This is a genomic window from Simiduia aestuariiviva (assembly GCF_014192475.1).
GTDB lineage: Bacteria > Pseudomonadota > Gammaproteobacteria > Pseudomonadales > Cellvibrionaceae > Simiduia > Simiduia aestuariiviva.
Genome location: NZ_JACHXZ010000002.1, coordinates 693,112 through 719,731 on the forward strand (window position 1 = coordinate 693,112; position 26,620 = coordinate 719,731).

At 55.7% G+C, this 26,620-nt stretch carries 21 protein-coding genes and 1 tRNA gene; 3 read left to right on the forward strand and 19 right to left on the reverse strand.

All coding sequences use genetic code 11. The features are described from left to right. Positions 1-202: 202 nt before the first annotated feature. The 4 genes from FHS30_RS08810 to FHS30_RS08825 all read right to left on the reverse strand — a co-directional run bounded on the left by FHS30_RS08810 (position 203) and on the right by FHS30_RS08825 (position 6,064). A complete protein-coding gene (locus FHS30_RS08810) occupies positions 203-616 on the reverse strand; it encodes a DUF5710 domain-containing protein (protein ID WP_183910073.1) in 414 nt (137 codons plus the stop codon). An 83-nt stretch (positions 617-699) separates the two neighbouring features. Then, entirely contained in the window at positions 700-3,879 is a 3,180-nt protein-coding gene (locus tag FHS30_RS08815; RefSeq protein ID WP_425502362.1) for an error-prone DNA polymerase, read from the reverse strand. After that, positions 3,815-5,308, reverse strand: coding sequence for a Y-family DNA polymerase (locus tag FHS30_RS08820; protein WP_183910074.1), 1,494 nt, complete (start codon positions 5,306-5,308; stop codon positions 3,815-3,817). Before FHS30_RS08820 ends, FHS30_RS08815 begins: the two co-directional genes overlap by 65 nt. Positions 5,309-5,317: 9 nt before the next feature. After that, positions 5,318-6,064, reverse strand: coding sequence for an SOS cell division inhibitor SulA (locus FHS30_RS08825; RefSeq protein WP_183910075.1), 747 nt, complete (start codon positions 6,062-6,064; stop codon positions 5,318-5,320). Between the two features lie 292 nt (positions 6,065-6,356). Here FHS30_RS08825 and FHS30_RS08830 point away from each other — a divergent pair, with 292 nt between their 5' ends. Next, positions 6,357-7,286 (forward strand): GGDEF domain-containing protein, encoded by a 930-nt coding sequence (locus tag FHS30_RS08830; protein WP_183910076.1) that lies wholly within the window; start codon positions 6,357-6,359, stop codon positions 7,284-7,286. Here the strand turns inward: FHS30_RS08830 and FHS30_RS08835 are convergent. The 6 genes from FHS30_RS08835 to FHS30_RS08860 all read right to left on the reverse strand — a co-directional run bounded on the left by FHS30_RS08835 (position 7,283) and on the right by FHS30_RS08860 (position 12,484). Continuing rightward, positions 7,283-8,008 carry a hypothetical protein gene (locus tag FHS30_RS08835; protein WP_183910077.1) on the reverse strand — a complete coding sequence of 242 codons (726 nt, stop codon included), beginning with the start codon at positions 8,006-8,008 and terminating at the stop codon, positions 7,283-7,285. The genes FHS30_RS08830 and FHS30_RS08835 overlap by 4 nt on opposite strands. 72 nt (positions 8,009-8,080) lie before the next feature. Next, the gene (locus FHS30_RS08840) at positions 8,081-9,631 is read right to left on the reverse strand and encodes an alpha/beta fold hydrolase (protein ID WP_183910078.1); all 1,551 of its coding nucleotides are present in this window, start codon (positions 9,629-9,631) and stop codon (positions 8,081-8,083) included. Then, positions 9,628-10,341 carry a pseudouridine synthase gene (locus FHS30_RS08845; protein WP_343048980.1) on the reverse strand — a complete coding sequence of 238 codons (714 nt, stop codon included), beginning with the start codon at positions 10,339-10,341 and terminating at the stop codon, positions 9,628-9,630. Before FHS30_RS08845 ends, FHS30_RS08840 begins: the two co-directional genes overlap by 4 nt. Beyond that, positions 10,334-11,047 carry a DNA polymerase III subunit epsilon gene (gene dnaQ, locus FHS30_RS08850; protein WP_183910079.1) on the reverse strand — a complete coding sequence of 238 codons (714 nt, stop codon included), beginning with the start codon at positions 11,045-11,047 and terminating at the stop codon, positions 10,334-10,336. The genes FHS30_RS08845 and dnaQ overlap by 8 nt, the downstream gene beginning before the upstream one ends. Before the next feature lie 41 nt (positions 11,048-11,088). Continuing rightward, on the reverse strand, positions 11,089-11,526 hold the full coding sequence (gene rnhA, locus FHS30_RS08855; protein WP_183910080.1) for a ribonuclease HI: 438 nt from the start codon (positions 11,524-11,526) through the stop codon (positions 11,089-11,091). A gap of 76 nt (positions 11,527-11,602) precedes the next feature. Next, entirely contained in the window at positions 11,603-12,484 is an 882-nt protein-coding gene (locus tag FHS30_RS08860) for a class I SAM-dependent methyltransferase (protein ID WP_183910081.1), read from the reverse strand. Between the two features lie 134 nt (positions 12,485-12,618). Here FHS30_RS08860 and gloB point away from each other — a divergent pair, with 134 nt between their 5' ends. After that, positions 12,619-13,398, forward strand: a complete 780-nt coding sequence (gene gloB / locus FHS30_RS08865) for a hydroxyacylglutathione hydrolase (protein WP_183910082.1) — start codon at positions 12,619-12,621, stop codon at positions 13,396-13,398. Between the two features lie 104 nt (positions 13,399-13,502). After that, the gene (locus tag FHS30_RS08870) at positions 13,503-15,080 is read left to right on the forward strand and encodes a LysM peptidoglycan-binding domain-containing protein (protein ID WP_183910083.1); all 1,578 of its coding nucleotides are present in this window, start codon (positions 13,503-13,505) and stop codon (positions 15,078-15,080) included. Between the two features lie 116 nt (positions 15,081-15,196). Here the strand turns inward: FHS30_RS08870 and FHS30_RS08875 are convergent, their stop codons facing one another. From FHS30_RS08875 to FHS30_RS08915, 9 genes are all read right to left on the reverse strand, one after another. Further along, entirely contained in the window at positions 15,197-17,074 is a 1,878-nt protein-coding gene (locus FHS30_RS08875; protein ID WP_183910084.1) for a SurA N-terminal domain-containing protein, read from the reverse strand. Positions 17,075-17,237: 163 nt separating this feature from the next. Then, positions 17,238-17,513: a nucleoid-associated protein HU-beta gene (gene hupB / locus FHS30_RS08880; protein ID WP_183910085.1), complete on the reverse strand. Its 276-nt coding sequence runs from the start codon at positions 17,511-17,513 to the stop codon at positions 17,238-17,240. Positions 17,514-17,758: 245 nt separating this feature from the next. Then, on the reverse strand, positions 17,759-20,167 hold the full coding sequence (lon, locus tag FHS30_RS08885) for an endopeptidase La (protein ID WP_183910086.1): 2,409 nt from the start codon (positions 20,165-20,167) through the stop codon (positions 17,759-17,761). Positions 20,168-20,372: 205 nt separating this feature from the next. Further along, positions 20,373-21,671, reverse strand: coding sequence for an ATP-dependent Clp protease ATP-binding subunit ClpX (clpX, locus tag FHS30_RS08890; protein ID WP_183910087.1), 1,299 nt, complete (start codon positions 21,669-21,671; stop codon positions 20,373-20,375). Between the two features lie 126 nt (positions 21,672-21,797). Next, complete coding sequence (clpP, locus tag FHS30_RS08895) at positions 21,798-22,439, reverse strand: ATP-dependent Clp endopeptidase proteolytic subunit ClpP (protein WP_183910088.1); 642 nt, start codon at positions 22,437-22,439, stop codon at positions 21,798-21,800. A gap of 217 nt (positions 22,440-22,656) precedes the next feature. Next, the gene (gene tig, locus FHS30_RS08900; protein ID WP_183910089.1) at positions 22,657-23,979 is read right to left on the reverse strand and encodes a trigger factor; all 1,323 of its coding nucleotides are present in this window, start codon (positions 23,977-23,979) and stop codon (positions 22,657-22,659) included. A 53-nt stretch (positions 23,980-24,032) separates the two neighbouring features. Beyond that, positions 24,033-24,117 (reverse strand) — tRNA-Leu (locus tag FHS30_RS08905). A 156-nt stretch (positions 24,118-24,273) separates the two neighbouring features. Next, positions 24,274-25,167, reverse strand: a complete 894-nt coding sequence (locus FHS30_RS08910; RefSeq protein WP_183910090.1) for a TraB/GumN family protein — start codon at positions 25,165-25,167, stop codon at positions 24,274-24,276. Next, positions 25,164-26,540, reverse strand: a complete 1,377-nt coding sequence (locus tag FHS30_RS08915) for a hypothetical protein (protein WP_183910091.1) — start codon at positions 26,538-26,540, stop codon at positions 25,164-25,166. Before FHS30_RS08915 ends, FHS30_RS08910 begins: the two co-directional genes overlap by 4 nt. Positions 26,541-26,620 lie beyond the last annotated feature (80 nt).

Sequence of the window (26,620 nt, forward strand, 5' to 3'; positions counted from 1 at the left end):
ATTTTGCAGACACCGTTGAGGCGACGATATCGGTAGATTTGAATTGGTGGATTAAGTGGTTGCCGCTATGGCAACGGGGGTTGGCGCAATGCCGTTGGTGTTACCACTGACGGCAGTGCAGGTTGTGCGTTTGGCCGGGGGCCGGAGGCAGTTGGCTTGCTGACCGCGCCTCGGCCGCCTAAAGCAATGCAGTTAAGGCGGGTTATTCGTAGCTGGGTTCACCGGCATCGTTGAGGAGCAGATCTACATCGACACAGCGCTCGGCGGCACCGGCTACGATGTTGTTGACCAACCCCAACGCAACGACTTGGTGGCGCGGGAGATACCAGAGTTTTTGGTGCTGGCTCCAGCGGGCCCCAAGGGCCTTGGCTTGCGCGCGCAATTGATGCTGATCAAAATTCAAATGAAAGCCTACGGGCTCGCGATTTTCCTGATGATTGACGCGCGGGCCGCCACTGTCTTGGGGCGCACTGTATTCGTCCACTAGGATTTCTATGGTAATTAACCGGCGGCCGGCTGCCTTGCGGTAGCGCACTGCGATTAAGTTGTCGCCATACAGTTTTAGAAATTTTCGCGCGCCGGGCTTATTTGGCGCAATGGTTTTAATCACCTTCATATAACCTCCTTGTTTACGCTGCTGATCTTGTACTACTCTCGAGTGCAGTGTTTGCTTTGTGTGCCCGCGAGTAGCACATTGCGTTAATGAAAATCCCGGGAAGACAATAGCAGTTCCGGCATCAGCTCGGAGTGATCTTCAATATGCCCAGCAATTAAATGCACCACCCTGCCCTCGCGCTCTACCACGCCCTTTATCAGCAGCAGCTTGCCCGTAAGAATGGCGCGCCGAAAGCGCTCTTGCAGCGATTTCCACACCACCACATTGGTGTTGCCGGTTTCATCTTCCAAGGTCATAAACAGGACGCCCGAGGCGGTTCCCGGTCGCTGGCGACCGGTTACCAACCCCACGGTGCGCACAAAGCGGCCGTGATTGATAGACAGTATGTCTTGCGCGCTTTTACAGTTTTTAAATTGCGGCTGATCGCGCAACAGGTGCACCGGATGTCGGCCCAGCGTTAAGGTGTGGGTTTGGTAGTCGAGCAGCGTGTTGTCGTAGTCGCTGGCGGCAGGCAAGTGCGCGGCGTCCGCCGCCTCGGTGGCTGTATCGTGTGCGTCATGCGTCTCAAACAATGGCGCACGATCCAAGTCGAGCACAGCCCACTGGGCCTGATAGCGATCGCCTTGAAAACCACTGAGCGCACCGCAGGCGGCTAACTGCTCCAACTCAGATTCACTCAAGCAGGCGCGCAGCTGCACATCTTTTAAGGAGCGAAAAATTGCCGCAGCGCGCGCGGTCACGATGCGCGCTACCGTGTCGGCGCGCAGCCCTTTGACCAAACGAAACCCCAAGCGCAGTGACGGCGACGCCTCCACGGCGGCGGCGGCCGTTAAATTTTCGAGGCTATGATCCCAGCCGCTGGCGCACACATCTAAGGGCAACACCTGCACTTGATGACGACGGGCATCTTGTATCAATTGCGACGGCGAATAAAACCCCATGGGCAGGCTGTTCATCAGCCCGCAATAAAACGCCGCCGGATAGTGGCACTTAAGCCACGCCGACACATACACCAACAAAGCAAAGCTGGCGGCGTGAGACTCGGGGAAACCGTACTCGCCAAAACCCTGCATCTGCTTAAAAAGGCGCTCGGCAAAATCGCTGCTGTGGCCGCGTTCGGCCATGCCCTGCATGAGCTTGTCGCGAAACCCATACAGGTTGCCATTGCGCCCCCAGCTGGCCATAGCGCGGCGCAACTGGTCTGCCTCACCGCCGCTAAATCCCGCCGCCACCATGGCCAACTTAATGACCTGCTCTTGAAAAATCGGCACGCCCAAGGTGCGCGCCAACACTTGTTTAATGGCTTCGCTGGGATAGGTCACCGGCTCTTCACCGTTGCGACGGCGCAAATAGGGGTGCACCATATCGCCCTGAATGGGCCCCGGCCGCACGATGGCCACCTCGATCACCAAGTCGTAAAAAGTGCGCGGCTTCAAACGCGGCAACATGGCCATTTGCGCGCGCGACTCCACCTGAAACACGCCCACGCTGTCGCCGCGACACAACATCGCGTAGGTTTTTGGATCTTCTTGGGGGATCTGGCCTATCGACATAGATGGCGTTTGATAACTGTTAATTAAATCCAGGGTTTTGCGAATTGCCGTGAGCATCCCCAGCGCCAGCACATCCACTTTTAATAAGCCCAGTGCTTCGATATCTTCTTTATCCCATTGAATTACCGTGCGCTCGGCCATGGCGGCGTTCTCCACGGGCACCAAGGTGCTGATGGGACTTTTAGTAATTAAGAAGCCCCCCACGTGTTGTGACAAATGCCGAGGAAAGCCCAGTAAATCGTGCACCAATGATACGAACTGCTGAATGACCTGCCCGTCGACGGGCACTTGCGCGTCCTGTAAGCGCGCCAATATTTGCGCGGGCTTGTCCCACCAACTTAAATTGCCACTGATTTTTTCTAGCAACAGCGCGTCCAATCCCAGCGCGCGCCCCACATCGCGCACCGCACTTTTGGGGCGGTAGGTGATCACCGTGGCGGCCAATGCCGCCCGTTCGCGGGTGTACTTTTGATAGATGTATTGAATGACTTCCTCACGCCGCTCGTGCTCAAAATCGACGTCAATATCGGGCGGCTCGTTGCGCTCTTTGGAGATGAAGCGCTCGAACAGTAAATCACTTTGCGCAGGGTCCACCTCGGTAATACCCAAGCAGTAACACACCGCCGAGTTGGCTGCGGAGCCACGGCCCTGACACAAAATATCGCGCTCGCGCGCAAAGCGCACCAGATCGTACACCGTTAAAAAATAGTATTCGTAGGCCAGCTCTTTGATGAGCGACAACTCTTTGACCAATTGCTTTTCCATGGCCGGCGTCGTGCCCTGTGGCCAACGTTGCGCGGCGCCCTGATAGGTCAAGTGCGCCAAATATTCACTGGCAGTCTGCCCTTTGGGCACCACTTCCGGCGGGTATTCGTAGCGCAAGTCCCCCATAGAAAATTGACACAGGCCCGCCACGTGCACGCTTTCTTGCAGCAACTCAGCCGGATACACCTGCGCCAATCGCTCGAGCGGGCGCAGGTAGCGCTCGGCATTGCGCAAACGCCTACGCCCCAGCGCCATCACGGTGCAATTGTGGCGGGTGGCAGTGAGCACATCTTGCAGAGGTTTGCGGGTGGCCGCATGCATGTGCACGCCATTACAGGCCAACATGCTCACGGCGTGCTGCGTAGCTAACTGCACACACCGCTGATAGTGAGACTGATCATCGCCCTCCCCCAACAGGCTCACGCCCAGCCACAAACGCCGTTTAAAAAAGCGCTGCAACGCGGCCAATTGGGCCGACTGTAGGGCGGCGGACTGATCGCGATTGGGCAAAAAAATTGCTAAACACTGCTGTGTGCCAAACTGTAAATCCTGCACAAACAATTGATAACTGCCCTTGGCGGCACGCCGCCGCGCGCGGGTAATGAGCGCGGAAATCTCACTGTAGGCAGTGCGATTACTGGCCAGCAATACCAGCTGGATATCGGCGAGCTCGGCGTGTTTGTCGGCCACGCAAAACTCACTGCCCACAATCAGGTGCAAGCCCACCGCCTTAGCGGCCACATGGGCCTTTACCACGCCGGCAAAGGAGCATTCATCGGTGATGGCGAGCGCGCTATAGCCCAACTCATGGGCGCGCAACACCAGTTCCTCGGGCCGAGACGCGCCGCGCAAAAACGAAAAATTGCTGACGCAATGCAACTCAGCAAACATAACAACCCGCCACAAACCACTGCTGCCGTTGATGGCAAAAAAAGATGCGCACATAGCGGTGCCCCGCGCGCGCCACAAAATAGTCGCGCCGCTGCCGCTCGGCCCACCAGTGGCTGTCCATGCGCTCGGCCAAGCTCACCAACGTCAATATTTCGCCCTGCCACACCAACTGCCCGCGCCGCTGCTGCAAGGGCAATGGATCGGGATACAACCACGGACTCAACAGGCCGGTAGCGGCGACCGCCGGCAAGGTGGGTCGGCGCGCCTGCACCCGCACGGGACACTGCTGGTATTCGGGCAGGTGCTCGTCTTGCAGCTGCACGCTAAACAGTTGCGCAGGCGACAGCCGCTGATACAGGCGATCGATCAAGCGCCCGGCCTCGTCGCTGGCATCGCGCAGCTCTGGGAACAGCCCCACCGGCGCAGGCTCGGCCGCCGTTAACGGCTCGGCGCGCAGCCCCACCACCTCCACCGGCGCGCGCATGCGGAATTGCTCGAGCTTGAGCTGTGTCAGCCTAAGAAATTCATCGGTATCACCGTGCGCACGCTGTACCCCCACGGACAACTCACTCACCTGCCGATCCACGTGCACAAAGCGCCAGCACAACCCTTGGGTCACCAACTGGCGCTGACGTAAAAATTGCTTCAGCTCCGCCAATAACGCCTGCATGGGCGCCTGCAGATGGGCGCTATCGGTCAGGCCGTACATAAACACGTGGCTGCGATTAAACTCGGGCGCCAACACCCACGCTTGGGCCAACTCGGGCGACAGCCCCTGTAGCTGTCGCAGCAACTGTACCAACGGCTGATCAAACCGGCGCCCAATACTGGCTAACGGCACGGCCAGCAGTTCGCCCACCGTTTGAAAACCCGCGCGCCGCAACCGCTGCAGGCTCGCCTTTGCCAGTGGCAGGCGCGCCAACGGCTGGCGCGCAAGCAAGTGCGGCCAATCTCCCTGCGCCAGCGCCCGCTGCTGTTCGGACAACTCTGGGTGCCCCTCTGCACTTTGCGCCACGGCCAGTAAACGCGCGCCTGCCGCCGTCGGCGCCAGCCCTAGGGCGACCTCGCAACCCCATGCTTGTAGCTCTGCGCTCAAGCGCGCCAACAGCGCAGCCAAACCGCCAAACAAGCGCAAACTGGCGGCCAATTCCAACACCAGACGGTGCGGCGGTTCGAGCATGACTGAGGAGGTAAAACCATAGGCCCACTGGGCCAGCGCCTGCAGCAGTGATTGTTCGTGAGCCGGTTCATAGGGCCGCAAGACAATGGTGGGCAAAAGGGCTTGGGCGCTGGCCAAACTCATGCCCGCCTCGACGCCCGCCAACCGCGCAGCGCCGCTGCACATCACGAGCCGTGCACCCTCGTGCAAGGCCAGCGCCGCCGGCTCCGCCTGCTGCCGCTGCCAGTAGTCGATGGCGAGCGTGGGGAAATACAAGCACAGCCAGCGCTCGCCCCCCTCCACCCACTGACCAGAAACCGACACCGCCGCCACCTAAGCGTTAACCAGTGACGCCAGTACCGCAGAGCGCACCGGCACAGCCCGCTCGGGCAGCTGAGGCAAGGGCTCTAGGTGCACCGGCCAAGTCTCCACTGGCGCGGTGTGTCGCTGTGCCAGTTCGGGCCACAGGGTCAAGGACAGCTGCTGACCGGCCCAGCCCCCGCGCTGCTTGAGCAGAGTGAGCGCCAAGCCGTCTGCCCTGGGCTCGGCGAGCAGGCGCAAGGCGGCGGGCGCCGCCTGCGCGGCAGCCGCGGGCGGGCGCACTAGCAAGTGCCAGCTGTCGCCTCGGCTGGCGGCCTGTTGCAGCTGGCGCAAATCGCGGTCGGTCACGCCGCGCACCGGCAACCACTGGCAGACCAGCGCACAGCAACCGGCGCGCAACGCCAGATCGGCAGCCCATAAACTGTCGCGCAAACTGGCATCGCGGAGCACCCACAACTGCTCGGGCGCCAGCCCATGCACGGCTAAATAGGTGGCGCTGGGCAATAGCGGTGGATTAATCAGCAGCACATGGCCCGGCAACCGACGCAGCAATGCGGGCAGCACCAGCGGCCAATTCAGCCCCTGCGCCAGCAGCTCTGTGCTGGCGCCCAAGGGCCAACCGCCGTCGTGCAGAGCGGCATCGAGATCGGGAAAACCGGTGGCCACGACCGGCCGACTGCGAATAGCCGAGCGCGCACGCCACAGGTCCGTGCGCTGGCGCAGCAGTTGTTCTAACTGAGGTGATGACGCCTGATGCATGCCAATCCTCCAAAGCGGGTGATTATGAGCAGATCAGAATACTGTGTTTTTATACAGCATTTCAAGCGGCAAAAAATCGCCGCTCGCCAGCTGGCCTTGCCGCCAAGGCGTCAAAAAATCGTCCAGACCCGCACGGGAGTTGCCACAAATATTTTTAAGCTATTGTTTTTTATAAGTATTTTTAAGAAAAGAAAAGATGGCACGCTTTTCGCCTCATCGCATTACTGGCTCGCCATTAGCGAGCGTGAATTACGTGTGCAGGTACTAGAGCCTGCAAGCCGAGGGGTACACCATGCAGGAATCCAATCAGGTCACACCACTGCGCAGCAACCTGAGCAACAAACGCACGCTCACCCGCATTGCCATTCAGGAAGACCCTGACCTGCGGCACAAGCTGGTGCACGCCCTGCAAACCACACTGGATGTGCAAACCCTGCTGGATATTTTCATCAAATACTTGAATCAACAGCTGCCCATCGGCGGCTTGAGCTACCGCCACCCAACGCGCGGTATCCACCTGTCGCTGGGCCAAGACAACCGCCACCACTGCGACTACCGGCTCATCACACCCCGAGACGATTTAGGTGAAATTCGCTTTAATCGCGCCAAGCGATTTAGCGAAGCCGAAATGGCCCGCATTGAATCCTTGCTCGGCACGCTGATCCACCCACTGCGCAACGCCTTGCAATACCACGACGCGCTCAAAGCCGCCCTGCACGACGCCCTCACCGGCACCGGCAACCGCGTGGCCATGGACACCGCCATCCGCCGCGAGCTGCAACTGGCCGAGCGCTATCAGCAACCGCTGTCGCTGATGATGGTGGACTTGGATTACTTCAAGCAGATCAATGACCGCTACGGCCACGCCGTGGGTGACGAGGTGCTACACGAAGTGGCCCAAACCATCATGCAGGTGGCGCGCGCCACCGACATGACCTTCCGCTACGGCGGCGAGGAATTTATGGTGGTATTGAGCAACACCGATGTGCGCGGGGCGGAAATTATTGCTGAACGGGTGCGCGAGGCCATCGTTTTGCTCGACATCCAACAGGGCGACCACTGTTTGAAGGTTACCGCCAGCCTAGGACTCGCCCAATGGCAACCCAAAATGAGTGCAAAAGCATTGTTTGAACAGGCCGACAAAGCCCTCTACCGCGCCAAACATCAGGGCCGCAATCGCGTGGCCACCAACGACAACGCCAGTGCGGTGATGGGCGCCTAAACGAATAAATCCAGCTGCTCTTCATCCACGGGCTTGCGGCGCTTCTTAGCGCCGGACTTTACGGCGGCCTTGCGCGCAGCGGGCGCCGGCGTCTCAGACCCAAACGGCAACTCCCCACTGGCTTCAACAACTGACCCTTGCGCGCGTGTATTCGAACGGTTTGATCTCCGCGCGCGGGGCTGTTGATTCATGGCGGCTCTGTCAGAGGGCTTGCGCTTGCGCCAACCCCGCTGCTTAGGTGTCGCTGGCGCTGCGTCTTGCTGGTCTGGCGTGATTGCGACCGGCTGCGGGCTAGGCGCGGGCAGCGGCGTCAAGGGCAGCCCCGCCCAATCCACGCCGTCCCCCTGTTGAATAGCGGTGGGCTCACGGCCGGACCAAGGAAGAAATTCCGCCCATGCCGCCGCCGCATCGCAATAGGCCACGCCCTTCAAATAGCGAATGGCCAATGCCTGCTGGCGCAACCAGGGCTCAGTGAAACAGACCTCGACGCCGGCCCGCTCACGCCAGCTCGATACCGCCAATTCCGACTCCACCAGCAACCAGTGCACGCCCAAGCCCTCGCGCTCGCAGAGCAAACCGCGGGCATAGCAACCCTCCACCAAATTGCGCAGCGCAGGATCTTGCGATTCCAACCGGCTCTTAAGGATGGCGCACGGGCACTCCGCCAACAATTGGCGGGCAGCTTGTGTATTTTTCGCTCGAATGGCAACGATGAGTTTCATGCTGACTACAACGGAAAAAAGGCGGCAATTCTACCGACTTTTGTCAAAACACCACAACCGATAAAACCGGGATTAATGAACCCCGCCACCGTATTGCAACTGAATCTGATCAGACCTACACCCCTCCCCCTGTACGCGCAATTTTTGCAGCGGACTGTGCACAAAACTGGCTAAAAGCTGCTCGGCACACGCGTCGCTGGCCACCACCGCGTGACCCACATCAGCAAACACCGCCGACTGCCATTGGGGCAAGGTGGCTTGTAGCGGTTCAATCCACTCCGCGGGGGTAATGGGGTCTATAGCGCCACTGAGCATCAACACCGGCACCTGAATTTGCGCCGCCAATTGTGTGGGTAACTGCTCTGCACCGCGCCGACCTTCAAAGGCATCGGCCGCGCACACATCCCACTGCATTTGCCCCTCTAAATAGCGGCGATAATGGGTGCTTTGCGCCAGCGCTGCAGTGACGGCCGGCCGCTCGGAGGGCAGATTGTCTTTGCACTCGGCGGCGTAAAACACCAACTCCGAAAAAACCGGATCGAAGGCATTGTTGATGAAGTTTTCTGCCAGAGATTTCAGTGCGTCGTCGCGCCCATTGGGCACTTCAATCAGCGTTGCAGCGATGTCGGGCCAAAGGTATTGATCGTAAATAGCACTAAAGGCTATCTGCAAAAAACGCTGCCCATTAACGACCAAGGTGTAGGGCGCATCGCCGTACCAACTGGGCAGCGACAAGGTCATGGGGTGGCGATCCAAACGGGTTAGCACCGATTGAAATAATTGCTCACTGGTCCAGGTCTGCGCGCGGTAATCGGCACAGGATTTCGCATCACACCAACGGAAAAAGCGGTTCATGGACTCGCTCATGAGCAGCGGCCACTCCTCATTGCTACCACGACCCGGCGGGTAGACGGAATCGAGCACCAAGGTTGCCAATGTCGGTGGCGCCTGCTCAGCAATGGCCAGTGCTAAACGCGTCCCATAAGAGACACCCCACACATGCCACTGCGCATAGGGCAAGGCCGACATGAGCGCCAACATGTCGCGCCGATCGGCCTGCGTACCCAGTGCCGACACGGCGATTCGATGCGCCTCTGGCGCGGGGCTTAAGTGCTGATCAAAGCAGGCCGACATGGACTGAAAAATAATATCGTTTTCGCGATGCGCGGAATAATTTTTGGCCAATGCCGAGCGATAATCACGCCGATATACTTCGCACTGCAAATTGGGCAGCGCCAGTCCGGTACCGCGTCTATCCACCAACACAAGGTCGGCATTGAGGGCCAAACGCCGATATTGCGCCTGCCAATAAATCATGTCGTCCGACGACAAAAAAGCGCTGCCACCCGGCCCGCCCGACAAATACAAAACCGCCGCTTGGCTGGGCTGATCTGCCCTCAATATCACCACGGGCAACTCGAACGTCTGCCCCGCATCTACCACCCGCAAACGGTAGCAATCCGCAGGCATTTCGGGCGTAAACCAACACTCTGCCGGAATTAATTCGGTAACATTTTCTGGCAGGCTCGGCGCCGAGGGCGCACGCTGCCACCACACAACGCCCGCACCGACCACACCGAGCAGCAACACAACGCAGACCGTCGCGCGCACAGAATTAATCATTGCACCAAGCTCGCAGGTAAGGCTGGCCACGGCAACGCCGCAGGCGCATGAAAGTGATCGCGCAGCAGCTGTTGCGTGGCCTCTCGATCAAACAAACCACCGCTGGGTTGAGCGCTAAATTGCCAATGCTGATCAAAGGCGTAAAACCCCATTTGATACGCATGTAAATGCCCGCGCGCCAAGGCAGCATCGCCTTCCATCGCGCCGCCATAGAGGGGGTCGCCCACGATGGCAACACCCAAGCTCTTGAGCGCTACACGCAACTGATGGGTTTTACCCGTGTGTGGTTTTAACAAATAGAGCCGCTGTTTTTCACCCAGCCCCTGACTAAAGAACTGAGTAATGGCAGGGTTATTGACGCTGGGGCTGAGCTTCCAGCAACTGCGCCGACTGCGCACCATGTCGCCAGCCACCAAGCCTTGCTTTTTTTTGGGCTTGCCAACACCAATCGCCAAGTAAAACTTTTCCATGGTGCGCGCAGCAAACAATTCACCAAAAATTCGCGCCGCGGCTTCCGAGCGCGCCAATAGCACGAGCCCGGAGGTCATTTTATCCAGCCGGTGCACGGGCCAGAGCCGCTGTCCGAGGGCCTCGCTTACCTGCACCACCAAACCGGGTTGCGCTGGGCTTGAATGGAAGTCACAGCCGGGCATTTTATTGACCACCACAAATTCCGGCGCCTGCGCAATCCAGGAAAATCCGTCATTCACTGGGCTGCAACCACAGGCAAGCCCCCGACACCTTTTGCAATTTTTCCAGCTTTTGTTGGTGTGCAGATAATTCCGCGGCATCCGCTTGCAATATCGGCAACGGCGCACGATTGGCATCTAGACGACGAATGCCCTGGCTGCCGCCCGATTGTTTTTGCTCGCTTGCCGAGGCGAAGGACAGGGCCTCCTGACCGCCGGTCATCAACAGGTAGACGTCGGCTAAGATTTCGGCATCGAGTAAGGCGCCGTGCAGATCGCGCTGAGAGTTGTCCACACCGTAGCGTTTACACAGCGCATCTAGGTTATTTTTTTGGCCGGGGTGCTTGGCTCGAGCCAAGGCCAAGGTATCGACCACGCCACAGTAATTTTCGATATTGCGCTTGCCATCGGCCAGCAACCGAAACTCGTGATTGATAAAGCCCACATCAAAGGGCGCGTTGTGAATGACTAACTCAGCGCCATCCACGAAGGCCAAAAAGTCATCCGCTATCGCACGAAAAAAAGGTTTATCAGCCAGAAATTCGTTGGAGATACCATGCACATCCATAGCGCCCTGCTCTACCTCCCGATCGGGATTGATGTACTGATGGTAGTGCCGGCCCGTGAGCTTGCGGTTGACCAATTCAACGCAGCCAATTTCAATAATGCGGTGGCCTTGATTGGGATCGATACCGGTGGTTTCTGTGTCGAGAACTATTTGACGCATAACAAAACGCTTTTATCTGTGTGGTGGTAAAAAATCGAAAATTAGCCGCGCGCTTTTTCGATGCCCAAATTGGCCAATTGATCGGCAATTTCATTTTCGCGGTGGCCCGAGTGGCCCTTGACCCAAGCCCACTCGATTACGTGCCGCTCCGCTTGCTCATCGAGCGCGCGCCAGAGGTCTTCATTTTTCACCGGCTGACGGCTGGCCGTTTTCCAGCCGTTGCGCTTCCACTTGGCCATCCAGCTAGTGATGCCCTGCCGCACATACTGGGAGTCAGTCGTGAGCAGCACTTCACAGGATTCTGTGAGCGCCCTAAGCCCCTCGATGGCGGCCATTAGTTCCATGCGATTGTTGGTGGTGTGGGCCTCGCCCCCACACAGGGATTTTTCTTGGCCGCCGTAGCGCATCAATACCCCCCAACCGCCGGGGCCAGGATTGCCCTTACAGGCGCCATCGGTAAACAACTCAACCTTTTTCACACGCGTCCTTAGTTCAGTAAAACACCTCGGCGGTCGTGCACCACCGAGGTAAAAATTAAGCGCAGAGGATACCAGATCAGGATTGTGAGGGCGGGTTTTTGTAGCCTCGATTGCGAGGCGGTGCCGCTTGGCGCCGCGCCACCTTATTGGACTTGGGCAAGCTACCCGCGCCCAATCCTTGCAACACTTCGCCTGCAGCCCACAGCGGCCGTATTGGCGTCAGGGGCGTCACCTCCTTGCGCGCAACCAGCACATAAAAGCCACCGCCCTGCCACTGCCAGCGCTCGCACCAGCTGTCCCACGTCTGAAGCATCGACAGTGCGCGCAGTCCCTGCACTGGCGGCCGGTAAAACCCTCGACTGAGGCTGCTGGCTTCAATATCCAACAGGCGCAACCAGTCGGTCAGCCGCCGCACAGAAAGCGCTTGGTAGCGCCAGTGGGGCTCCCGACTCCACGTGGCCAAGGCCTTCCAGGCGCCCAGCAGGCTCCAAGGGTTAAAGCCGACGATAACCAGATGGCCACGTGGCATAAGCACCCGCGCGGCCTCGCGCAACACCTGATGGGGACGGTTGGAAAACTCAAGAATATGGTGCAGCAAGACCACATCCGTACTTTCGGCGGGCAGGGGTAACTGCTCTGGCAGCGCCAACGCCGCGGGACCGTGATCTTGATCTCCCGTGGGTGACAGCGGATTTAAGCTAAATCGGTGCAGAATGCGACTGGTAGCCGTCAACTCTAAATTTCGACACACGCTCAACTGGCACAGATGATAGCCAAACAGGCACTGCAAAACTTCATCCACCTGCTGCAGTTCACGGCTAAGTATCTCCTGACCCACGGGAGTGCGAAACCAAGCTTCCATGGCCGGTACCGCTTCAGACAGCGGCGGCAGGCCCCGGCCCCAATGCGTGAGGCCGGGCAGACGCTTAAAGCGTTCAGGCGGTGTGAGATAGCTCATAATCACTCCGGATCAGGCCTGGGCGCATTGCGACGGATGCACAATACGCTATTCAGAATTCAGACGCGCTTCTCTATTATGGACACAGGCACAATGACATTGCTACACGGATACCGCTACCAAAGGATAACACCATGCTCGATCTGACCCCGATTCCCGCGTTCACAGACAATTACATCTGGGCGCTCAGCGACGGCCGGCACTGCTGGGTGGTGGACCCTGGAGACGCGGAGCCCGTGGAGCAATGGCTGGCGGCGCGGGGGCTGCCACTGACGGGGATTCTAATCACCCACCATCACGCGGATCACATCGGCGGCGTGGATGCGCTGCAGCGCAACAGAGCCAACCTGCCCATCTACGGCCCCCAAACGCCCAAGATTCCCCAAGTGACTCAGGTGGTCAGCCCTGCAGCACCCGTGTCTATTGGGCCATGGCAGCTTGAAGTATTAAACGTGCCGGCCCACACGCTCGATCACATCGCCTATTTCCTACCCGCCGACACCGAACAGCCCGGTGCATTATTTTGCGGTGACACCCTGTTTGCCGCCGGTTGCGGGCGGCTGTTCGAGGGCACGGCCGATCAATTGCACCAGGCACTGGCGCAATTCAAGGCCCTGCCCCCTGCGACCCTAATTTGCTGCGCCCACGAGTACACCCTGGCCAACTTAGCCTTTGCCAAAGCAGTGGAGCCAGAGAACCCCAACATCGACATTCGCATCACGCAAGAGCAGTGCAAGCGCGCTGCAGGCCTTCCCACACTGCCCTCTACCCTCGCACTAGAGCTAGACACCAACCCCTTTCTGCGCACCCAAAGCCCTGACGTCATCGCCAACGTCAGCGCGCACTCAAATCAATCTCTAGACGAACCGATCGCGACCATGGGTGCACTGCGCCGCTGGAAGGATAACTTTTAACGCGAAAAGCTATTAGGGTGAACTGGGTTTATGATCGTTTGTTGACCAATTCCAACCACCTCCCTACAATTCACGGCAATTACGCAGATAGTTTCCGGCACCTAATGAAATATACGTTGAAACCCTTGGCCGTGGCACTTGCTGCGTGCGGCCTGCTGTACGGTTGCAGCCAGACCCCCATTCAAGAGGCTGCTACGCCTCTGAAATCCCCCACATTGAATGCCTATTGCCCAGTGGATGACACTGAGTGGCTGGCCTTTGCGCCCGCCGAGCACCCAGATTTGTGGCAACGCATTCGCGCTGGCATGCAAATCGAGCCGGTGCACAATGAGCGCGTGGACACCTACATCAAGTGGTACTCAAAGAATGAGCGCTACATGCAGCGCGTGTCCGAGCGCGCCAATCGATACCTCTACCACATCGTTGACGAACTTGAGGCCAATGATTTGCCGCTAGAGTTGGCGTTGTTACCCATCGTCGAAAGCGCCTTTGACCCCTTTGCCTATTCCCACGGCCGCGCTTCCGGTATCTGGCAGTTCATTCCAGGAACCGGCAAGCACTACGGGCTCAAACAAAATTGGTGGTACGACGGCCGCCGCGATATCGAGGCGTCTACTGATGCCGCCATTCGCTACCTAACCAACCTACACAATCAATTTGACGGCGATTGGCTGCTGGCGCTGGCCGCCTACAACACGGGCGGCGGCAACGTCCGCAAGGCCATTCGTCGCAACAAAAACAAAGGCAAGCCCACGGACTTCTGGTCGCTCAAGCTACCGCGAGAAACCCGCGCCTATGTGCCGCAGCTTTTGGCACTGGCCGAACTGGTGCGCAATGCCGATCAGTATGGATTGAGTTTGTTGACGATTCCCGACACGCCCTATTTCGAGCGGGTCGATTTGGACGCGCAAATGGATTTGGCGCAGGCTGCCGATTTGGCGGAAATGTCGCTAGAAGACCTATACCACTTAAATCCAGGTTATAACCGCTGGGCCACAGATCCGGAAGGTCCCTACCACTTCCTGCTTCCCATAGAAAAAGCGGACTTGTTTCGCGATAAGCTTGCGGCAATGCCGCCGCGGGAACGGGTGAGCTGGGCCAATTACACCGTAAAATCCGGTGACAGCCTGAACCTGATTGCCAAGCGCTTTCACACCAGCGTGAGCGCACTTAAATCGGCCAACGACCTGCGCTCAACAATGATCCGCAGAGGCCAAACGCTCGTCATTCCGGTGGCCAGTCAACCGGTCGAGTCCTACGCCTACAGCCAAGACCAGCGCATCAAAAGCAAGCAGGCCCGCTCACAGGGGAAATCCGGCAGCCAGAAATCAACGTACTTGGTTAAGCGCGGTGACAGCCTGTGGAAAATCGCCAATGCTCACCGCGTCAGCGTCAGAGATGTGGCCCGCTGGAACGGCATGGCACCCAAAGATCCCATCAAGCCCGGGCAAAAGCTCGTGCTATGGTCTAACACACAGGTCGCCACCCAGACGACCAATAGCAATGGCGTGATTCGCAAAGTCAATTACCGTGTTCGCCGCGGCGACTCGCTGGCACGCATTGCGGGCAAATTTAATCTGAGCGTGTCCGATATTTTGAAGTGGAACACCATGGACACCAAGAGTTACATACACCCAGGTCAGAAAATCACTTTGTTTGTGGATGTAACCCGCGTTAACTAAACCAATTCAACGACCACAAAAAAGCCCCGCGAATGCGGGGCTTTTTTTAGCGGCGAGGAAAGATCACCGCCAACATTGATAAAGCTGCCCAACCTAACGTTGGGCAGCTACAGCAATTAATAGATTTTAATTTCTGCGCCAGCTTTCAGGTCAGCTTCAAAGGCCGCCATTTCTGCGCTCACGATTTCATAGCGCAAACGAGAAACCAAAGCGTTCCGCGCTTCTTCAGTCAACGCAGCAAGATCACCGTCTTTAACGCCCACCAACTTCAGCACAATCAAATCGCCGTCTTCAGTATAGGCCTGGCCAAAATTGGGTTGCTCATCGCGCAACATCAGGTCAAACACGCTGCTGAGCAACTGTGGATCATAGCGGTCATCGTTGCGTTTTACGTCGCGACTGATTTGCCAATCAAATCCTTTGGCGGTAGCGGCGGCCTCGACATCAGCGCCAGCACGCATCTCGGACAACATCGCCTCGCCTTGCTCAGCCAACACTGCTTTTGCCTTTTGCTCAGACAATTGCGCAGTAATTAAATCTGCAACATCGGCCAGTGGTTTTACTTCGGCGGGAAAATGCTGGGTAACCTTAACAACGGCAACACTGGATTCATTCAACTCGAGTACCGGGCTGATATGTCCATCCTTCAGTACATCTGCGGCAAATGCGGCTTCTACTACGCGAGGATCTGCAGCCAAACCGGCACCACCAGAGCGTGAAAATGCAGGAATAGCTTGCGCCTGTAATCCGAGTGTTTGCGCTACGGCGTCAATATCATCGGTGTTATACGCCTCTTCCTTCAGGCGCTCCAGGGCCTCAACGAAACGCTGTTGCGCCTGAGACTCTGCGAGCGCCACGCGAATCATGGGAGCTTCTTCAGCGAGCGTAGGCAACTCTGCCTGGTCTAGAGCCACCAACTGAATAATGTGCCATCCCGCGTCGGTCTTCACAGGCTCGGAATACTGCCCCACTTCCAAGGCGGCCAACGCCGTTTCAAACTCTTCTGGGAAAGTGTCGCCCGAGGTAAAACCGAGGTCGCCACCGGCGTCGCGAGTACCCAAATCATCGGACAATCGAGCCGCCACATCGGTAAAGCTTTCACCACCTTGCAGAGCGGCTTGAACTTCGGCCAATTTTGCTTGCGCCGCGGCATCGTCTTCCGCTTCAACCAAGATGTGCGCAGCTTGGCGAACGGGCTCAGTTTCGTAGGACTTCATGTTTTCGGCATATTGTGCAGCGACTTGCTCGTCGGTAATCTCAATATCGGCTGCGATATCAGCGACATTCAATTCCAGCACCTTCGCGGCAACGCGCTCAGGTACTTGAAAATTTTGCTGATTCTCTTGGTAGAACGCCTCGACTTCTGCGTCTGACACATTTACGGTCGAGAGCACGGGCGCCATTGGCAAAGTTACCCAATAGAAGTCGCGCGTTTGTTCCGTCAAGCGAACGTATTGCGCCAATTGCTCTTCAGTCACAAAGCCGGTAACTGCCACCGCTTGGGTATACTGTGCGGCGATAATTTCCTGGCGGATCATTTCGCGATAGCCCGCCAAGGTGTAGCCCATCGACTGCACCATATAAGTGAAGCGCTGAGCGTCAAATTTTCCATCAACCTGAAAACCTGGCGCGCTTACAATTAATTCATCGAGCGCCTTGTCACTGATCGTCATGCGACCCGCTTTTGCACCCTGCACTCGCAATTGTCGATTAATGAGATTGTCTAATGCGGGGCCACGCAGGCGCTCATCAGACAAAAAATCTACGGGTAGTTGATCGCCAAAGCGCTGAGTCAGTTGATCGCGCTGCAAGCTGATTGCGCGGCGCAACTGGTTTTCAGTCACTATGTCATCGTTAACTTCAGCCGCTTTTCCGGACTGTGCATCGCCAGTAAATAGGCTATCTACACCAAAAAAGATAAATGGTACTGAAATCAGCAGTACCAAGAACATCGCAACGGTGCCCTTCAGGTTGTCACGAAAAGATTGCAGCATGGTCTACCCCAGGATCTGTCTAACCGCAAATAGCGGCAATGGAATCTTGTTTACCCGGCATTATCTGTGGCCGGTGATATGAAAAAGGCGCATCAGGGATGCGCCTTTTTCGCGATTGTCTGGTTGGCTCAAAAAGCCACCAGAGCTCTGCTTATGGCAGAAATTAACCGTTTACAGCATCCTTCAGCGCTTTACCTGCTTTGAAGCCTGGTACTTTAGCTGCAGCGATCTGAATCTCCGCGCCAGTTTGCGGGTTGCGACCGGTACGGGCTGCACGCTCTTTAACTGCGAAGGTACCAAAACCTACCAATACAACCTGATCACCTTGCTTAAGTGCACCGGTGATTGAGTCAACCATTGCATCCAACGCACGGCCGGCAGCAGCCTTTGGGATATCCGCAGAAGCGGCAATCGCTTCGATCAATTCAGATTTATTCACACTAAACCCCTTTTATTATTACAAGTTCCACTGTTTAAAACGAAAACTGTAACGATTATTAAAAATAAAACAACGTCTGTTCAAGCCGCGCTCTGCCTGATCATCGCGTAACGAATTGCGATTTATACCAACTGAACTCAGGTCGGTCAAGGCATGAATCGCAGAATTGGCGCGGCCTGCACGGGATTTCACGGTTTTTCACCGAACCGGGCAAAGCCTCGCCACTACGATCAAATAATAAACAATCAGTGAGTACTGATTCGCTTGGAGCTGTCTTGCGCCTGCTGCTCCAAAGCGCGGTATTCTTCATCAGAATAAGGCTTGGGCATGTCCTGCAGGGCGATTTCGAGAACTTGATCCACCCATTTCACCGGCAAGATTCGCAAATCTGCTTTGATATTGTCGGGAATCTCTCTCAAATCACGCTCATTTTCGGCTGGGATGATAACTGTCTTGATACCGCCGCGGTGCGCCGCCAACAATTTCTCCTTTAACCCCCCAATACGCAACACTTCGCCACGCAGGGTGATCTCGCCCGTCATGGCCACTTCAGACCGCACGGGTATGTTGGTGAGCACGGATACCAACGCCGTGCACATCGCAATACCTGCGCTTGGACCATCTTTAGGCGTCGCGCCTTCGGGCACGTGGATATGGATATCCGACTTTTCATGGTAATCAGGTGCGATACCCAATACTTGGGCACGCGATTTCACTACCGTTAAGGCCGCCTGAATTGACTCCTGCATAACATCGCCAAGTGAGCCGGTTTTCACCATGCGACCCTTGCCTTTTACGGCAGACGACTCAATCGTGAGCAGTTCGCCACCCACCTGAGTCCAGGCAAGTCCAGTCACCTGACCAATCTGGTTTTCGGCGTCAGCGCGACCAAAGTCATATTTCATAACACCTAAATATTCTTCGAGGTTCGCCTCGTTAACCGTCACGCACCCATTGGTATTTTGCTTGACGTGTTCGGTCACAACCTTGCGACACAATTTCGCCACTTCACGATCAAGACCGCGCACACCGGCTTCACGGGTGTAGTAACGGACGATACCCAAAATGGCGTCATCGGCAACTTCGATTTCATTTTCCTTCAGGCCATTGGCCTTCATTTGTTTGGGCACGAGATAACGCTTGGCAATGTTTAACTTCTCATCCTCGGTATACCCTGGAATGCGAATAACTTCCATGCGATCGAGCAACGGGCCGGGAATATTCATTGAGTTGGATGTGCACACGAACATGACGTCTGACAGGTCGTAATCCACTTCCAAATAGTGATCGTTAAATTTTGAATTCTGCTCAGGATCGAGCACCTCTAACAACGCACTGGCTGGGTCACCGCGGTGATCCATTCCCATCTTGTCAATTTCGTCGAGCAAAAACAGTGGGTTTTTAACAGCCACTTTTGACATTTTTTGAACGAGCTTGCCTGGTAGCGAGCCGATATAGGTGCGACGATGGCCGCGAATTTCCGCTTCATCACGCACGCCGCCAAGTGCCATGCGAACAAATTTTCGATTGGTAGCACGCGCAATAGACTCACCGAGCGATGTTTTACCAACACCGGGTGGCCCCACCAAACATAAAATTGGACCCTTCACTTTTTTGACGCGCTTTTGCACGGCCAAATACTCAAGGATACGCTCTTTAACTTCCTCGAGACCGTAGTGATCCGCTTCTAAAATTTCTTCGGCTCGCCCCAGATCGTGACGCACCTTGCTGCGCTTGTTCCAAGGCACATTGACCATCCAATCAATGTAGCTGCGCAAGACAGAGGCCTCGGCCGACATCGGCGACATCATTTTGAGCTTGGACAGCTCCGCCTTGGTTTTTTGATCTGCGTCCTCTGGCATCTTGGCATCGGCAATTTTGCGCTCCAGTTCATCAAACTCATTGCCCTCTTCGCCTATATCGCCAAGCTCTTTTTGAATGGCCTTCATCTGCTCATTCAAATAGTACTCGCGCTGACTTTTTTCCATCTGCTTTTTAACGCGACCACGAATGCGCTTTTCCACCTGAAACAGATCGATTTCAGCTTCCATTAAACCCAACAAATGTTCAAGCCGCTCGCGCACCGAAATCATTTCGAGAATATCTTGTTTTTGCGCTAACTCTAAAGACATGTGCGCAGCAACGGTATCCGCCAAGCGCCCCAAGTCATCGATACCGGACAAGGAAGTCATCACTTCAGCGGGGACTTTTTTACTCAGCGTGACGTACTGCTCAAACTGCGTCATCGCAGAGCGCAACAACACTTCGGCCTCGCGCTCCGGTACTTCATCTGACGCCAGTGTGGCAATACTGGCCTGATAGTAACCATTCATTTCTACAATGTTGTTCAGGCGCGCTCGCTCGCCACCTTCCACCAGTACTTTAACGGTACCGTCGGGCAACTTTAGCAGCTGCAAAATAGTGGATACGGTGCCAATGTCATACAAATCTTTGCCCGTAGGATCATCGTCAGCTGCGTTCTTTTGCGCAACCAGCAATACCTGCTTGTCGGCCGCCATTGCCGCTTCCAGCGCCTCAATAGACTTGGCGCGTCCCACAAATAACGGAATGACCATGTGGGGATAAACCACAACGTCACGCAGGGGTAACAATGGCAAATCAACGCTGCCTTCAGCGGGTGCTTGGTAATCCATAGGGTGCCTCTTTAATCTGGGTTGACCGTCACACAAGACCTACATGTAGCCTAGCAGTTCTCACCTTGGGGGTAACGGCACAATCTTCTTGGATTTTATGTTATTCAAAAGGTGGGGGCGATACCCCGTATTTACAAGCATTCAAGCGGTTCAGGCATAAAAAAAGAGCCCTTTGGGGCCCTTTTGTACTCGAATTGCTGGATTTTTAGTCTTGCGGTGCCGCTTTCGCAGGTTTTTCTTGGGTTTCATATACCAGTAATGGCTCTGACTCCCCGCGAATAACTGATTCATCGACAACCACCTTAGACACACCTTCCTCTGACGGAATGCGGTACATGGTATCGAGCAATACATTTTCCATAATCGACCGCAATCCGCGCGCACCGGTTTTACGATCCATGGCCTTTTGAGCCACGGCGTCAAGCGCGTCGGGTCGGAAGTCCACCTCGACCCCCTCCATCTCAAACAGCCTACCGTACTGCTTGGTCAGCGCGTTGCGCGGCTCAGTGAGGATGGTGATAAGCGCCTCTTTATCCAGCTCTTCCAGTGTTGCAATCACAGGGAGACGCCCAATAAATTCGGGGATCAGGCCGTAGCGAACCAAGTCCTCTGGCTCAACGTCGCGCAGTACCTCGCCTACATTGCGCTTATCATCTTTGCTCTTAACTTCGGCGCCAAAGCCAATACCACCTTTTTCTGAGCGGTCGCGAATGACCTTATCCAAGCCCGCGAAGGCACCACCACAGATAAACAGGATATTGGCTGTATCGACCTGCAAAAACTCCTGCTGCGGGTGCTTACGCCCGCCCTGAGGCGGCACAGAAGCCACCGTGCCTTCAATCAGCTTCAACAGCGCCTGCTGAACGCCCTCACCGGATACGTCGCGCGTGATTGACGGGTTGTCTGATTTTCGGGATATTTTGTCAATTTCATCAATGTAAACAATGCCTTGCTGGGCTTTCTCTACATCGTAATCACACTTTTGCAGCAGTTTTTGGATGATATTTTCGACATCCTCACCCACATAGCCCGCCTCGGTTAGCGTGGTAGCATCTGCAATGGTGAAGGGAACATTTAACATCCGCGCCAGGGTTTCGGCCAGCAATGTCTTGCCGCTGCCCGTTGGGCCCACCAACAAAATATTACTTTTGCCAAGCTCTACGGGCTCTTTATCTTTACCGGCCTTTTCGCCAGTGCGCAGACGCTTGTAATGGTTATAAACCGCTACCGCCAACACCTTCTTGGCGATTTTTTGACCAATAACATACTGATCTAAGGTCGCCGAAATTTCTTGCGGCGTAGGCAGTTTGCCGCCGTCGCCCTCGGCCACGGCCTCTTGTATTTCTTCACGAATAATATCGTTACATAGATCCACGCATTCATCACAGATGAATACAGATGGACCGGCAATCAGCTTGCGTACTTCATGCTGACTCTTGCCACAGAAGGAGCAATACAACAGCTTGCCGTTGTCATCTCCACCTTCTTTTGTGCGATCGGTCATCGACCCACTCCACTTACCACAGTTCTAATTAATACAAGATGCTAGCTTTGCCCAAGATTTTCAAGTGCAAAGGCGACCGCAGGGCTAGTTTAGACCCAGTGTGGCCTCAAATCCTGCTGTGATTGGCTACTTTTCCGCCTTGGGTCGACTGGCCAACACTTTATCGACTAAGCCATATTTCATGGACTCTTCAGCACTCATGAAATTATCGCGCTCGGTATCTCGAGCGATTTCATCGACACTTCGGCCTGTGTGCTCGGCCATAATGGTGTTCAGACGCTCGCGGATCTTAAGAATCTCTTGCGCCTGAATATGAATATCACTGGCCTGCCCTTGGGCACCGCCGCTGGGCTGATGGATCATGGTGCGCGCATTCGGCAAGCAATAGCGTTTGCCCTTGGCGCCGGCGGCAAGCAGGAATGAACCCATGCTGCACGCTTGTCCCAGACACATGGTGCTGACGTCGGGCTTGATAAATTGCATGGTGTCGTAGATTGACATACCCGCGGTCACCGACCCGCCGGGCGAATTGATGTACAGATGAATATCTTTGTCGGGATTTTCGGCTTCCAAGAACAACAACTGGGCAACCACTAAGTTGGCCATGTGATCCTCAACCTGCCCCACTAAAAAGATGACGCGCTCTTTTAGCAGGCGGGAGTAAATATCGTAGGAGCGCTCGCCTCGTGCGGTTTGTTCCACCACGATGGGCACTAGGCTATTGGTCACAATGCCAGAGGCACCGTTAGCTGCATCAAAACTTGCCATCTTGATTGTCAATTCCTTGGTTGTCGTTCTGAAATTCTGCGTTTTTATAGGGAAATTCAGCCTCTAATTTCATGGTTACTTTTTGACCGAAATTATAAACTTAGTTTCCATTGCAAGGAGCTTAACCCGAGACCGGCCAAACTGCCAATACAACAAGCATAGCTAAGAAAAGAAAGCCGCGAGTTTTACGTCGCGGCTTCGGGTATCAGATCAGCGCTTAAGCGTCTTTTTCTGCGGGCTTTATGACTTCGTCGTAGCTGCTGGCTTTTTCTTCTACTTTGGCTTTTGCCAGTAAGAAGTCCACCACCTGATCTTCCAGCACAGCGGATTCAACGCTGGCCAACAAATCACGGTTGCTATAATAGTGGTTGATCACCTCATCCGGCTCTTGATAGGTGCTCGCCAGCTCTTCGATCATTGAGCGCACGCGATCGGCGTCAGCTTTAATGTCGTTGGCTTTAATGATCTCACCCACAACCAAGCCCAGTTTTACGCGGCGCTCAGCCTGCTCAGTGAACATGTCATCGGGCAAAAGGGACGCAAAATCCATCTGGGGGTTGTTGGCTGCGCCGCCGAAGCGTTGAACCATTTGGTTGCGCAGAGTGCCAACTTCAGACTTAACCAACGCCTTTGGCAAATCAACGCTGTGCTTTTCAACCAGCGCGTCCATAACCTGCGTTTTGACCTTAGCTTGGGCGGCATTTTTCAATTCGCGCGCCATGTTTTCTTTAACTTCTTCACGGAATTTTTCAAGGCCGCCTTCAGTTACACCGTATTTCTCGAAGAACGCATCATCGAGCTCGGGCAATTTTTGAGCGGAGGCACCGTTGACAGTTACGGTGAACTGCACGGCAGCACCACGCAAGTCCTCAGCTTGGTAATCATCGGGGAAGGTCAAATCGAGCACGTGCTCTTCGCCTGCTTTGCAGCCGATCAAACCTTTTTCAAAGCCCGGAATCATGGAGTCAGAACCCAGCACCAAGAATTGGTTCTCAGCACTGCCACCTTCGAAGGGCTCGCCGTCTTTGGTGCCCACATAATTAATGTTTACGCGGTCGCCTTTCTTTGCCTTGCGCTTAATATCTTCCCAAGTGGCCTGCTGCTTCTGCAGAACCTCAATCATCTTGTCGATATCAGCGTCGGTTACTTCAGCGGTCAGACGGGTCACTTCCAAATCGGAAAAGTCAGACAATTCGATTTCGGGGTAAACTTCAAAGGTCGCCACGAACTCGAGGTCTTTACCCTCTTCCATTTGCTTGGGTTCAATGCTGGGCTGACCGGCAGGCTTTACGTCTTCTTTGGTCACTGCGTCATAAAAAGAACGGCTCATCACTTCACCAACAACTTCTTGGCGAACGCCAGCGCCGAAACGCTGCTTAACGACCTTCATGGGCACCTTGCCTTTACGAAAACCGTTAATGCGTACGGTTTTGGCGGCTTGCTGCAGACGCTTGTTAACTTCGCTTTCGATTTGATCGGCGGGAACACCAACAGTCAAACGACGCTCTAGACCGGAAGTCGTTTCGATAGAAACCTGCATTTTTATCCTCGTGAAATCTGGGAGGATGCGCACGCATCCCGGTATCTCAAATATGGTGCGAAAGGAGAGACTCGAACTCTCACGCCTTGCGGCACTGGAACCTAAATCCAGCGTGTCTACCAATTTCACCACTTTCGCATGGTTAGTTCAGCACAGATTGAAAATGCCAGAACTGGTCAAATCTTGCGCTAACTCTTTGTTTTTACTGGGTTAATTATAAAAATAAACCAGTGGTCGCGCTCAAGGGGTGCTGATTGTGCCACAGTCGTTTGCGCTGTTCAACACACGTATGCACTAAAGACGTTTCACCGAGTATCCACGGCTCGAAAGCAGTGCCACCAGCCCCTCATCGCCGATCAAATGGCCCGCACCGATAACCACGAAGACAGTCTCTTGGGCGTTCATAGCAGCCAGTAATCGTTCGACTATTGCGCGGTTGCGCGCCACCATCAGCCGCTGATACATCGGCAGTGCCTGCGCAGAATTGCGCATGGGCGACAACACTAAGTCTTCCAATGCTTGATTGTCACCCGCCCGCCATGCGGCGACGAGATCGCCAACGGCTTTGGATGCAGCTTGCGGGTCGATCAACGCTTGAGCCAGTAGCAATTCTTGCGTCACCAGTGGCAGCCCATCAAACGCCCGCAATTGGGACTCGAACGATTCAAGTTGCAGGAGACCCCGCCGGCCTCTGCGAGCGAGAAAGTGGCGGTCGACGCCCAACGCGCTCTGGTAGGGACCACTCGCCAGCAATTGTTGCGTGATATGCAACGCCAACAACCAGGGTTTCATCTGATCTCGCAATGCGGCTGGCGGGCACAGCGATTGCGCCTCACAGTAGTCAGTCAATTGCCGACGCAGGGGGTCTGAAAGTTGACTGCCGTTGGCTGGCGAGTCAGCAGCCTGTGGCACCGCCATCCCCAGCAGCTGCGTGAATCGCGCCGCATACTGGGCATCCAGCGTTAAAATATCCAACTCTACGGCGAGCGTATCGGCGTCCCGAAATGCAGATTCGATGACCTGACGCATGGGATAGAAGTGAGGGCTGCCAACATGGATCGCACCCAATAAATACAGCCGCCGCCCCTCTGGGCCCTCTGCGCGCCAAAACGCAGGCTCCGCGCTGATCGGCGCACTCAGTACCAGGAGCACGCCGAGCATCAATATTGCCAATAGATGCTTAGTCACTGTGTCGCTTTTGGAAAAGATAAGAGCGCGACCGCCTCTTCTGACCCAGACTGTGCAAGCCGAATGGCCTCGCACGCCGCGGGCACTAGCAGCGCCTTGCCTGCCGGCAATATGGCGCCATTGACGCGCACCCCCTCGGTGATTGCCATCACCAATAGGTACTGATTTCCGGCGGGCAACGTCACATCGGCGCCAGTTGCCAGCCGCCAACGCTCGACACTGAAGTCGTCAAATACCACCACCTGCTCACGACAACAGCCGTCCTGTGTAGGCAATCGTGGCAGGGGCGTATTGTCGGGTGCGTCCAAGTTTACGGTTGCCATCGCCGCTTCGGTGTCCCAGTGGTCTTGGGTGAGCACCTTTTGCGCGAAGGAAAGGATTTTGCGCTCGTACACGGGCGTTTGAAATTCGACAGTTGTCACGCCGTGCAACAACGAATGCGGTGTACGGCAAGGCACTTTCACGACGTCGCCTACGCGCAGCGGCAAGACGGCTGCAAAGCTGTCGAGCGATGCCCGCAAGCTTTGCTCCTGGTCGCGCAATTCACTCGGTAAAGTGGCCAACCATCGCTTCATCTGATCTGCCGCGACCGGCTCATGCAGACCAATACCCGCCTGCGCGCGCAGGCGATCGAGCGCTTTATCGATGGCATCGCGCGCGGCCCGATAAGCCGACACTGCGTGTAGGTAAGCTTGCTTAAAGGCGGTATCGTCACTAAACGCCGAGCGCTTGTTTTGGCAAAAACCAAAGCGGATACCGCCCACACCATCGGGCCAAGCGGTCGGGTCCACTTTGGTAACCACATAAACTTCTTGCTTTTGTTCGTGCATCTCGAAATAGAGATCGCCAAACACCGGCTCCGGTAGTGGGTCGAGAATTTTTAACAAGGTCAATGCGTGTGGGTGTCCAGCTCCCATCCATCCAGTTCCCATCCACGCAGGCAGAAAGGCCAACAGCCAAGGCAGCGGTATTTGCCGACCCTGCCCGTCACTCACACCGCTTTGGCCCCGCGCTTCAATGCCGGTGTACCACAGCTCCCGCCCCCAGGGTTTGGGAATGTCTATTGGACTTAACTGCAATGGTCGATCCAGCGACACACAGGCCAGCTGCCGCTCTTCACACCAGCGGGCTAACGCCGCCCGACTTTCTGGCCAGACACCCGCGCCCTGTTCGCCAGCGGCGAACACGGTAATGCTATGTGGCAGGCCATCCTTCAGACCCAGCAAGGCGCTCAATTTAAGAGTGGGCTTACCGGGCAAATAGTATTGATGATGAACAACGGAGAAACACAAACAGGCATCCGGACGAAAGGATTGAGTTTGCATCCACTGGACTGCATCTTGACCCTCAGCCAATTCAACGGGCGAACGCACTGTTAATCCACCTATACCATCTAAAAAGATGGCGCAGTGTAGCAGATGCTTTGGCTGCCCCGCACACTCAGATACACCCA